Source organism: Prevotella pectinovora (assembly GCF_000834015.1).
Classification (GTDB): domain Bacteria; phylum Bacteroidota; class Bacteroidia; order Bacteroidales; family Bacteroidaceae; genus Prevotella; species Prevotella pectinovora.
The window spans coordinates 23,362-34,767 of record NZ_JXQI01000024.1 but is presented as its reverse complement, the minus strand read 5'-3'; the positions used below and the strand labels follow the sequence as shown (position 1 = coordinate 34,767).

Below are 11,406 nucleotides of genomic sequence, written 5' to 3'. Positions count from 1 at the left end.
GACTTGAGGTAATACAAAAGATAATATATTGATATATAATAACTTATATAAAAACACCATTTCCCGTTGGAAAAATGGGAAAATGGGAAAATGGGAAAATGGGAAAAATGTTGAGCAGCAATGCAGGAAACCGACGGACGCGGGCAAACGCGTACTGAAGAGACAGAAACCAATGGTTTACGGTCAGCAAAACACCCACATAGGCATGAAGACCCACAGGGTTATAATCGAGGAACAACGTAAAGTGACGGTGAAAAAACAACTTGGTACTGATGACAAATACACCGCATTTTTTTGCCATTTCTCTTCATTGCATACAAATATTTTGTCAAAACCGACTTTTTCCATAACTTTGCACCTGTTTTCGCCCACCTGCGGCAATACACCGGAAACGGCAACATCTCAGCATACTTGCCTTCTGGCAGACCGACAAGGCACGCGAGACATGAATCAAGACAAATGATGTTATAGACAATATATGTTAATTTTTATCAACGACAACATACGCAACGCACGGACAAATAAAACAAGGACACACGCCACAGGGCGCCCTGCCCTGTTACTTGCCCTGCTCATGATGGTCTGCGCCACAATGACGGCGGCAGCGCAGACCGTGACCGCCGACTCGCTTATCGCAAGGCAGATGAGGGAACATGGAGTGGAATTTTCCAACGACAACTCCGTGACGCTGCTTATGAGCGGACAGGAGAAATTCGACGACATGTTCAAAGCCATCCGCCAGGCAAGAAGCAGCGTACACCTGGAATACTTCAACTTCCGCAACGACTCCATAGCCTCGCTGCTCTTCGACATCCTCGCAGAGAAAGCCAGCCAGGGAGTGGAAGTAAGGGCGCTGTTCGACGGATTCGGAAACGACTCCAACAACCAGCCGCTGAAGAAAAGACATCTCGAGAAACTGCGCCAGAGGGGAGTCGACATCCACGAATTCGACCCGCTCCGCTTTCCGTGGGTAAACCACGTGTTCCACAGAGACCACCGCAAGATCGTGATAATCGACGGAAAAGTGGCATACACCGGAGGAATGAACGTGGCAGACTACTACATCAAGGGCACCGACGTGGTGGGGAAATGGCGAGACATGCACTGCCGTATAGAGGGCGAAGAAGTGAACACGCTGCAGAAGATATTCGTGAGGATGTGGAAAAAAGTGACGGGAGAACAGATAGCCGGGGCGAAATACTACCGCGGCACCAGAAACGCCGACTACATCAGCGGACTGAAGCCCGACGACACACCGACGCGAGGCCACAAGATGGTGGGGATAATAAACCGCGAACCAAGGACGACGAACAAGATAATACGACAGTTCTACACCGACGCCATAAATGATGCGCAAGACAGCATAAAGCTCGTGAACCCGTATCTCACGCTGAACCGCACACTGAAAAAGGCCCTCAGACGGGCGGTGAAAAGAGGAGTGAAGGTGGAGATAATGGTTTCGTCGCACAGCGACATACCGCTCACACCAGACTGCGTGTTCTACAACGTGCACAAACTGATGAAACACGGAGTGGACGTGTGGATATACGAAGACGGATTCCACCACACCAAGATAATAATGGTGGACGGGAAATTCTGCACCGTGGGCAGCGCCAACCTCAACGCCCGGAGCCTCAACTTCGACTACGAGGAAAACGCCGTGATAATCGACCCGCACACCACACGCCAGCTCAACGACATGTTCGAGGCAGACAAGCTCTCATCGTTCAAGCTCACGCCCGAAAGCTGGAACAGATGGAGAACGCCCTGGAAGAAATTCGTAGGATGGGTGGCACATCTGCTCACTCCTTTCCTATAGCAAACACCATCATCAAGGAAATACCCCGTCAAATCCACAAATGAAAAAGAAATTCGAAATAAACGTGCCGGGAGGAGCGACCACAGTATTGCTCCACACCTGCTGCGCACCATGCTCAAGCGCCATCATAGAATGTCTGATGAAGAATGGCGTTACACCAGTGATATACTATTCAAACCCGAACATCTACCCGCTTGAAGAATATCTCATCAGAAAAAACGAATGCACCAGATACGCCGACTCGCTCGGACTTACAATCATCGACGACGACTACTGCCACGACGAATGGCTGGCACACGTGAAAGGACTGGAAAACGAACCTGAGAGAGGCAGACGCTGCAGACGCTGCTTCGAGATGAGACTCAGACGCACCGCCCGCTACGCCCACGAAAACGGCATCTCTGTGGTGACCACCACACTCGCCTCGTCGAGATGGAAAAGCCTGGAACAGATAAACGCCGCCGGACAATGGGCTGTGGAACCATACGACGACGTGGCATGGTGGGAACAGAACTGGCGCAAAGGAGGACTGAGCGAAAGGAGGCTGGAGATAATAAAACAGTATGGCTTCTACAACCAGCAATACTGCGGATGCGAATTCAGCATGACACACGACAAGGACAAAGAACAAGCCACACAACAGCCATCGGGAAACTGACACACACCATATTGGCATATTTTTTGTACCTACCAAACAGTAAACGGACAGACAAAGGAATATCCATGCCTGACCGCAAACCAAATGAACAAAACATGACAAACAAGTTTTCAGACGAAGTACTCGAAGTGCTCACATTCAGCAAAGAAGAAGCCGCACGGCTGGCAAGTCCAAATGTCATGCCCGAACATCTGCTGCTCGCCATACTGCGCCACAAAAGCGGAGCAGCATGCAGCATGATGCAAAGCATGAACGTGGACCTGAAAGACATGAAGCAGCAGCTGGAGCAGAACGTGGCGGCAGGAAACAACGACCATTCCACCAGCGACAGCATAGAGCTGAGCGAGCAGGCAAGCAACATACTGAAGCTTGCGATACTGCAGGCACGACTCATGGCAACGGAAACCGTGAGCGAGATGCACCTGCTGCTCGCCATACTGCACGACCCCAGAAACAACGGGGCAAAAAACATACTGGAAGAAAGAAAAATCACCTACGACCAAGTTATGGAATACTCAAAGAAACAGGCTGACAACATAACGAAAAACGGCATCGGAATGCAGGAGGAAGAAGAAGAAGACTTCATCGGCAGAACCGGAAGCCAGAACCGGAAACAGGGCGGAGGCTCAACAGCCACCGACACCAAGACCGGCGGTGACACGCCAATACTCGACAACTTCGGCACCGACCTCACACTGGCTGCCGAAGAAGGAAAACTCGACCCCATTGTGGGCAGAGAGAACGAGATAAACAGAGTGTGCGAAATACTTTGCCGCAGAAAGAAAAACAACCCGATACTCATCGGCGAACCAGGAGTGGGAAAAAGCGCCATAGTGGAAGGACTCGCCACGCTCATCGCCAAGAAACACACTTCGCCGGTGCTGTTCAACAAAAGAGTAATGACACTCGACCTGGGAGCACTCGTGGCAGGAACAAAATACCGCGGACAGTTTGAAGAAAGAGTGAAGGCACTGGTAAAGGAAATAGAAAACCACCCCAACATAATTGTGTTCATCGACGAAATCCACACACTCGTGGGGGCAGGATCGGCACCAGGCACCATGGACGCAGCAAACATGCTCAAACCGGCATTGGCAAGAGGCACCATACAGTGCATCGGAGCTACCACACTCGACGAATACCGCAAGTCGATAGAAAAAGACGGTGCACTGGAGAGGAGATTCCAGAAGGTGATAGTGGAACAGACCACACCTGAGGAAACCATCGACATCCTCACAAACATAAAGGAAAGATACGAACACTACCACGCCGTGAGATACTCCGACGAGGCAATAAAGGCATGCGTGGCATACACTGACAGATACGTCACCGAAAGACAGTTCCCCGACAAGGCAATCGACGCTCTCGACGAGGCAGGAGCCAAGGCACACCTGCAGAACGCACAAGTGCCGCCGGAAATCACAGAAACGGAAAAGGAAATAGCCGAGGTGGCGAGAAAGAAACAAAACGCAGTGAGAAACCAGAACTTCGAACTGGCGGCAAGCTTCCGCGACAAGCAGACGGAGCTGCAGCAGAAAATGAAGGAACTGGAACAGAAATACAAAGAAGGAAACTTCAACAACGTAGTCGACGTGACAGAAGACGACGTGGCGAGAGTGGTGTCGGTGATGGCAGGAATACCAGCCGAGAGAATCACCGAGACTGAGAGCGCACGCCTGCGCAATATGGGCGAAACGCTCAAAGGCGACGTGGTGGCACAAGACAGGGCGATAGAAAAGGTGGTGAAAGCCATCCAGCGCAACAGGATTGGACTGAGAGACCCCAACCACCCCATCGGAGCTTTCATGTTCCTCGGACCAACCGGAGTGGGAAAGACATATCTGGCAAAGAAACTTGCAGAAAACATCTTCGGCTCTGCCGACGCGCTGATACGCATCGACATGAGCGAATACAGCGAGAGCTTCAACACATCACGCCTCGTGGGAGCACCTCCAGGATACGTGGGCTACGACGAAGGAGGACAACTCACGGAGAGAGTGCGCCGACGCCCCTACTCCATCGTGCTGCTCGACGAAATCGAGAAAGCACACGGCAACGTGTTCAACATGCTGCTGCAGGTGCTGGATGAAGGAAGGCTTACCGACGGCAACGGAAGGCTCGTTGACTTCAGAAACACCATTATAATAATGACCAGCAATGCCGGAACACGACAGCTCAAAGAGTTCGGACACGGAGTGGGATTCAATGCAGGACGACTATCTGCCGACATGCAGGAGAAAGACAAAGAATACGCACGCAGCATCATACAGAAGAGCCTCAGCAAGCAGTTCAGTCCCGAATTCCTCAACAGGCTCGACGAGATAATAACCTTCGACCAGCTCGATCTGGAAGCGATAAAGAAAATCATCGACATAGAGCTCAGGTCGCTCACCCGTAGACTCACAGCTATGGGCTACGAAATATCCATCACCGACAAGGCGAAAGAACTCGTGGCAGAAAAAGGCTACGACGTGCAGTTCGGAGCAAGACCGCTCAAGAGAGCAATACAGACATACATCGAAGACGGGATATGCCAGATGATACTCAACGACGAGCTGAAACCAGGCACAACAATCGACATCGGAAAGGACCCTGACAAAGAAGAACTCACGTTCCAGATAAATTCCGAAAAGAATTAGGAGATTCCAAAAAAGATTGCTATCTTTGCAAAACGCAAGAAAAGAAAACAAAACATACTTTATATCACACACATTCTTATGTACAGAACAAACACGTGCGGAGAGCTGAGACTCTCCGATGCAGGAAAAAAGGTGACGCTCGCCGGATGGGTGCAGCGAAGCCGCAAGATGGGAGGAATGACATTCGTAGACCTGCGCGACAGATACGGCATCACACAGCTGGTCTTCAACGAAGAAGCTGACGCCGAGCTTTGCGCCCTCGCCAACAAACTCGGACGCGAGTACTGCATCCAGGTGGAAGGAACAGTGAACGAGAGACAGAGCAAAAACAACAAGATACCTACAGGCGACATCGAAATCATAGCCGACAAGCTCAACATCCTAAGCCAGAGCGCAACACCGCCGTTCACAATCGAGGACAATACCGACGGTGGAGACGACATCAGAATGAAATACCGCTATCTCGACCTCAGAAGACCATGCGTGCGCCACAACCTCGAACTGCGCCACCGCATGACCATACTCATAAGAAACTTCCTCGACAGCAAGGACTTCATCGAAGTGGAGACCCCTATACTCATCGGAAGCACACCTGAGGGAGCACGCGACTTCGTCGTGCCCTCGAGAATGAACCCAGGACAGTTCTACGCCCTGCCACAGAGCCCGCAGACACTGAAGCAGCTGCTCATGGTGAGCGGATTCGACAGATACTTCCAGATAGCGAAATGCTTCCGCGACGAAGACCTCAGAGCCGACAGACAGCCCGAATTCACACAGATAGACTGCGAGATGTCGTTCGTAGACCAAGACGATGTAATCGACCTCTTCGAGGATATGGCACGCCACATCTTTAAAGAAGTGCGCGGAGTGGAACTGCCGGCAAAGCTGCAGCAGATGACATGGCACGAAGCAATGAGACGCTTCGGAAGCGACAAGCCTGACCTCAGATTCGGAATGGAATTCGTGGAACTGATGGACGAGCTGAAAGGCACAGGAGAGTTCGCCGTGTTCAACGACGCTGAATACATCGGAGGAATATGCGCGCCAGGATGTGCAAGCTACACACGCAAACAGCTCGACCAGCTCGCCGACTTCGTGAAGAAACCACAAGTGGGAGCAAAGGGACTGGTATGGATAAAGGTGAACGAAGACGGAACGACAAAGAGCAGCATCGACAAGTTCTATACACCAGAAGTGTTCGCCAAAGTGGTGGAGAAAGCAGAAGCAAAGCCAGGCGACCTCATACTCATCCTCAGCGGTGACAAGGCAAACAAGACGAGAACACAGCTGTGCAGCCTACGACTCGAAATGGCAGACAGACTCGGACTGAAAGACAAAAACAAGTTCGAATGCCTCTGGATTGTCGACTTCCCACTCTTCGAATGGAGCGACGAGGAGCAGAGACTCATGGCTACGCACCATCCGTTCACAATGCCAAACCCTGACGACATACCACTGCTCGACGAGCATCCGGAGAGAGTGAGGGCAAAAGCATACGACTTCGTGTGCAACGGAATCGAAGTGGGAGGAGGAAGCCTCCGTATCCACGACGGACAGCTACAGGAGAAAATGTTCAAAATCTTGGGCTTCACACCCGAAAGGGCAATGGCACAGTTCGGATTCCTCATCAACGCATTCAAATACGGAGCACCACCTCACGCAGGACTCGCTTTCGGACTCGACCGATTCGTGTCAATCATGGCTGGACTCGACTCTATACGCGACTGCATAGCATTCCCGAAGAACAACAGCGGACGAGACGTAATGCTCGAAGCACCGTCGGAGCTGGATGACAAACAGTTGAAGGAATTGCAGATTTCTGTTGATGTAAATCAAGAAAACGCCGAATAGAGCCTACATAATGTAACTTTATCACCAAATAATGAAACAAAAGCAAAATAATGTAATAAAAAAACATTATATTTGCATCAGCTATTTATAAAGTAATGAGTCACAAAGACTTGTCACGGATTTAAATTTTATCATTATGACAGAAAGAAAAGTTACAGAGAAGAAGGTTGCTGCAAAGCCAACAGCTAAGAAAACAACAAGAAGAACAGCCACCAAGAAGGTTGCTTCAACATTCATGATCGATGCAATGAGCGTAGGTTTCAAGGCTGGTGACGTTTATCAGACGCTGAAAGACGCTGAGAACGCACTGAGTGTGGAAGAAATCGCAAAGGCAGCAAATATCACGACAGAAGAAACTCTGCTCGGAATGGGATGGCTGCTCAAAGAAGGCAAGATCAAAGGAGAGGACAACAAATTTCTCTTGGCATAAGAAACTGCTCCGAAAGGAGAAAACCGTCAAGGGCAAAAATAAGACGAACAGAAGGGCTGGCGATATTGTAACATATCTCCAGTCCTTTTTTTACGATGATATGAGCTACGAACAGGAAATAAAAGAACTTCTATTCGAAGCAGGCAAAGAAGGATTGTCTGCAAAGAAAATCGCACGCCATATCTTCAACAAACACAACGGACTATTTGAAACTACTCCATACGACGAGGTTTATAAGGCTGTGCAATACTGCATAGCCAAAAACAACAAATCCGCAAAACCGTTCATAGAAAAGGCTGAACGATGGGGCTACTACAAACTCACCGAAAAATCAAGCCACGACACCCAGCTGCTGCTGCAATTCAAAGAAGGATACAACGAAGAACAAGAGGCAGAGAACGGGAAAGACGACCATGTATGCGAAGACCTCTCACTATCACTATTTTGAGTCAGAAACCTAAATTTCAAACAAATCAAACTATAAAAAAACTATAATACAACTATGAGAAGACAATATTTCCTAGGCATAGATCTTGGCAGCTCATCAGTAAAAGCATCGCTAGTAGACGCTGAAACAGGAAAATGCGCCGCCACGACTTTTTATCCGGAACATGAAGCACCAATCATCGCAGTGAAGAGCGGATGGGCAGAACAAGACACCGACATGTGGTGGGAAAACTGCAAACTATGCATCAAGAAAGTAAAGGAGATGGCAAATGCCAGCGCCGAAGACATAAAGGCTATCGGCATCTCGTATCAGATGCACGGACTGGTGTGTGTAGACAAAGACATGAAGGCGCTTCGACCGGCCATAATATGGTGTGACTCAAGGGCTGTGCCATACGGCGAGAGGGCTTTCAACGACCTCGGAGCCGACAGATGTCTGGGGCATCTGCTCAACTCTCCAGGCAATTTCACCGCAGCAAAACTGGCATGGGTGAAGGAGAACGAACCGGAACTATTCTCCAAAATATACAAATTCATGCTGCCTGGCGACTTCATAGCCATGAAACTGAGCGGAACGATAAACACCACGACAAGCGGACTGAGCGAAGGAATACTATGGGACTTCAAAGAAAGGAAGACCGCAGACTTCGTGCTCGACTACTACGGAATAGACCGCAAACTGGTGGCTGACATAGTGCCTACATTCAGCGTACAATGCGAAGTGTCGGCAGAAGCAGCAGCCGAAACAGGACTGCAAGAAGGCACGCCAATAAGCTACAGAGCTGGTGACCAGCCAAACAACGCACTGAGCCTCAACGTGTTCAATCCTGGAGAAATAGCCTCAACGGCAGGCACATCAGGAGTGGTATATGGCGTGTTGGGAAAAGTGGCATACGACAAGAAAAGCCGGGTAAACACCTTCGCACACGTGAACTACACAGCAGAGACGGACCGTCTCGGCGTGTTGCTCTGTATCAACGGAACTGGAATTCTCAACGCTTGGATAAGGCGCAACATCGCACCGGAAGGAATTTCATACACTGAGATGAACGATATGGCTGCCAACGTAGCAATAGGGTCTGAAGGCGTATCGGTAATCCCCTTTGGCAACGGAGCGGAAAGAGTGCTCGAAAACAGAGAGACAGGATGTTCCGTCAATGGTCTGAACTTCAACAAGCACACCAAAGCCCACATCATCCGAGCGGCACAGGAGGGCATAGTTTTCAGTTTCTGCTATGGAATGGAAATAATGGAAAAGATGGGCATGGACATCAGGAAAATTCATGCCGGCAGGGCAAACATGTTCCTCAGCCACGTCTTTCGCAATACGCTGGCCGGAGTGAGCGGAGCACAGATAGAGCTATACGAGACCGACGGCAGCGTGGGAGCAGCAAAGGGCGCAGGTATGGGTTGCGGATACTATAAGGACAACAATGAGGCTTTTACTTCGCTGGAAAAACTTGCTGTGATAAATCCCGACGAAAACCACCGCTCGGAATATCTCGAAGCCTATGCTGAATGGAAAGAGAAATTGGAAAAGATGCTTTAACTAGCAGACAAACCAACGAGTTTAATATACAAACAGAGTGTGTCAAGAGGAACTTCCCTTCCCATCTGACACACTCTGTTCGGATTTCAGAAAACGACATTCCGAAATTATTCTATGCCCATCAAGACTGCTAACACATCAGTATGCTGCACGGTATTTTCCCTCCTCCTTGTCTTCAAGCATACTTAGATAAGAAACATAGCGGCTCTCGGCGATATAATGCTCTTCTACAGCCTTGCGAACTGCACAGCCCGGCTCGTGGGTATGAGTGCAGTTGTTGAAGCGGCAGCCCTTTGAAAACTTGAATATCTCCTTGAAATATCCACAAATCTCCTCAGGCTCCATATTGAAAGTGCCAAATCCCTTGATGCCCGGTGTGTCAATCACCCAGCCGCCATCCGTCAGCGGAAGCATCTCGCTGAACGTAGTAGTGTGCATTCCCGTGTTGTGGGCGTCGGAAATCTCCGCCGTCCTCAGTTCCGCACCAGGCACAATGAAGTTGAGCATGGTGCTCTTCCCCACTCCACTGTTACCGCTGAAGAGCGTTATCTTGTCTTTCAGCAGCGGCAACAGGCGGTCCATGCCCTCTTTCGTTTCTGCCGACACTTTCAAACAGTCATAACCCACCGTTTCATACAGCGTAACCATCATGTCGAGATAGCGGCGCTCGTCGTCTTGCAACAGGTCCACCTTGTTGAACACAAGTGTCACCGGCACGGAATAAGCCTCGGCAGAGGCAAGGAAACGGTCGATGAAGGTGGTTGAAGTCTCAGGATATTTCACCGTCACGATGAGGAAAGCCTGATCCACGTTGGCTGCTATGATATGGCTCTGTTTAGAGAGATTCGACGATTTGCGGATGATATAGTTGCGTCTGTCGCAGATGTTTGTTATGAAGGCTGTGCCTTCATGGTTGCGCACGATCTCCACACGGTCGCCAACGGCAACAGGATTGGTACTCCTGATGCCTTTCAGCCTGAAATTGCCCTTTATCTTGCAGTCAATGGTATTTCCGCCGTCAGTCAATACAGTGTACCAACTGCCAGTGTTCTTGATAACCAATCCTTCGGTGTCGCTCATCTATACTCTGTTTCGTTATACGGTCATGATCTCCTTGTTCTTGGCAGCAAGCAGGTCATCCACCTTCTTGATATACTTGTCGTGGATTTTCTGCAATTCAGCCTCAGCGTCCTTCTCATTGTCCTCAGAAAGTCCGTCCTTTATGGCTTTCTTCAGTTTGTCCTTGATGTCACTGCGAACATTGCGCACCTGTACCTTCACTTTCTCACCGATCTTGTTACACTGTTTGGCAAGTTCCTTGCGGCGCTCTTCTGTAGGCTGTGGAATGGCAAGGCGGATAATTTCACCGTTGTTCTCTGGCGTGATGCCCACCTCTGAATCCATGATTGCCTTCTCGATGTCTCTGATCTGTTTCTTGTCCCAAGGTTTGATGGCTATCGTTCTTGCGTCTGGCACAGAAACGCTTGCCACCTGGTTAAGAGGCACTTTTGAGCCGTATGACTCCACTCTCACGCAGTCGAGAATGGCAACGTTGGCACGTCCGGCACGGATGCGGTTCAACTCTTCCTCCAGATAGAGGGCTGCCATCTCCATTTTCTCTTCGCTGTCCTGCAGCGTCTGTTTTACGTCAATCATATTTTTCTGTTTTTTGTTTTTCTGAAAAATGTTTCTGCAAAAATAATCATAATATATGAAGTATGCAACGCCACGAACAGAAAATAGCGTCTGCATTGACACTTTCCCGACAGCGGCCACCATCCATATGACTTTCACTACAGCAGACAACTCATGTTTCGCATGCCGTTGACATTCTACTAGTTGACAAGTAAGCCAATGATTATATTATTTACATTTTCAACCCAAATCGGCCATTAGGGCTTGCTTGGATCTTGATTTTTTAGAATGATGGATTTTGTTTGGCTTTTAATGAGTAATAGCGAGCTATTGCGAATTAAAAACAAACAAAAGACGCCTTATAAAAAACAAAAGACT

General features: G+C 49.3%; 10 protein-coding genes. 8 read left to right on the top strand and 2 right to left on the bottom strand.

Going from position 1 to position 11,406, the window contains the following annotated elements; genetic code table 11:
* Positions 1 to 28: 28 nt before the first annotated feature.
* The 8 genes from ST42_RS03035 (at position 29) to ST42_RS03000 (ending at position 9,393) form a co-directional block, all read left to right on the top strand.
* The gene (locus ST42_RS03035; RefSeq protein WP_156139279.1) at positions 29 to 463 is read left to right on the top strand and encodes a hypothetical protein; all 435 of its coding nucleotides are present in this window, start codon (positions 29 to 31) and stop codon (positions 461 to 463) included.
* 111 nt (positions 464 to 574) lie between these two features.
* Positions 575 to 1,819 (top strand): phospholipase D-like domain-containing protein, encoded by a 1,245-nt coding sequence (locus ST42_RS03030; protein WP_231556892.1) that lies wholly within the window; start codon positions 575 to 577, stop codon positions 1,817 to 1,819.
* Between the two features lie 40 nt (positions 1,820 to 1,859).
* Positions 1,860 to 2,477 carry an epoxyqueuosine reductase QueH gene (locus ST42_RS03025; protein ID WP_044072209.1) on the top strand — a complete coding sequence of 206 codons (618 nt, stop codon included), beginning with the start codon at positions 1,860 to 1,862 and terminating at the stop codon, positions 2,475 to 2,477.
* 95 nt (positions 2,478 to 2,572) lie between these two features.
* Entirely contained in the window at positions 2,573 to 5,116 is a 2,544-nt protein-coding gene (locus ST42_RS03020; protein WP_042518604.1) for an ATP-dependent Clp protease ATP-binding subunit, read from the top strand.
* A gap of 78 nt (positions 5,117 to 5,194) precedes the next feature.
* On the top strand, positions 5,195 to 6,967 hold the full coding sequence (gene aspS / locus ST42_RS03015; protein WP_022317075.1) for an aspartate--tRNA ligase: 1,773 nt from the start codon (positions 5,195 to 5,197) through the stop codon (positions 6,965 to 6,967).
* Between the two features lie 136 nt (positions 6,968 to 7,103).
* Entirely contained in the window at positions 7,104 to 7,397 is a 294-nt protein-coding gene (locus tag ST42_RS03010) for a winged helix-turn-helix domain-containing protein (protein ID WP_022317076.1), read from the top strand.
* A gap of 100 nt (positions 7,398 to 7,497) precedes the next feature.
* Complete coding sequence (locus tag ST42_RS03005; RefSeq protein WP_022317077.1) at positions 7,498 to 7,845, top strand: hypothetical protein; 348 nt, start codon at positions 7,498 to 7,500, stop codon at positions 7,843 to 7,845.
* 54 nt (positions 7,846 to 7,899) lie between these two features.
* Positions 7,900 to 9,393, top strand: a complete 1,494-nt coding sequence (locus ST42_RS03000; RefSeq protein WP_044072207.1) for a xylulokinase — start codon at positions 7,900 to 7,902, stop codon at positions 9,391 to 9,393.
* A gap of 138 nt (positions 9,394 to 9,531) precedes the next feature.
* Here ST42_RS03000 and rsgA read toward each other — a convergent pair whose 3' ends face one another.
* Together rsgA and frr are read right to left on the bottom strand one after the other, a co-directional pair.
* Positions 9,532 to 10,473, bottom strand: a complete 942-nt coding sequence (gene rsgA, locus ST42_RS02995; protein ID WP_022317079.1) for a ribosome small subunit-dependent GTPase A — start codon at positions 10,471 to 10,473, stop codon at positions 9,532 to 9,534.
* Between the two features lie 15 nt (positions 10,474 to 10,488).
* Positions 10,489 to 11,049 (bottom strand): ribosome recycling factor, encoded by a 561-nt coding sequence (gene frr, locus ST42_RS02990; protein ID WP_022317080.1) that lies wholly within the window; start codon positions 11,047 to 11,049, stop codon positions 10,489 to 10,491.
* Positions 11,050 to 11,406 lie beyond the last annotated feature (357 nt).

Excerpts from the sequence above, each read along its gene's own strand:
- ST42_RS03030 (WP_231556892.1), top strand. The coding sequence starts at position 575 with ATGATGGTCTGCGCCACAATGACGGCGGCAGCGCAGACCGTGACCGCC.
- ST42_RS03025 (WP_044072209.1), top strand. The coding sequence starts at position 1,860 with ATGAAAAAGAAATTCGAAATAAACGTGCCGGGAGGAGCGACCACAGTA.
- ST42_RS03020 (WP_042518604.1), top strand. The coding sequence starts at position 2,573 with ATGACAAACAAGTTTTCAGACGAAGTACTCGAAGTGCTCACATTCAGC.
- aspS (WP_022317075.1), top strand. The coding sequence starts at position 5,195 with ATGTACAGAACAAACACGTGCGGAGAGCTGAGACTCTCCGATGCAGGA.
- ST42_RS03010 (WP_022317076.1), top strand. The coding sequence starts at position 7,104 with ATGACAGAAAGAAAAGTTACAGAGAAGAAGGTTGCTGCAAAGCCAACA.
- ST42_RS03005 (WP_022317077.1), top strand. The coding sequence starts at position 7,498 with ATGAGCTACGAACAGGAAATAAAAGAACTTCTATTCGAAGCAGGCAAA.
- ST42_RS03000 (WP_044072207.1), top strand. The coding sequence starts at position 7,900 with ATGAGAAGACAATATTTCCTAGGCATAGATCTTGGCAGCTCATCAGTA.
- rsgA (WP_022317079.1), bottom strand. The coding sequence starts at position 10,473 with ATGAGCGACACCGAAGGATTGGTTATCAAGAACACTGGCAGTTGGTAC.
- frr (WP_022317080.1), bottom strand. The coding sequence starts at position 11,049 with ATGATTGACGTAAAACAGACGCTGCAGGACAGCGAAGAGAAAATGGAG.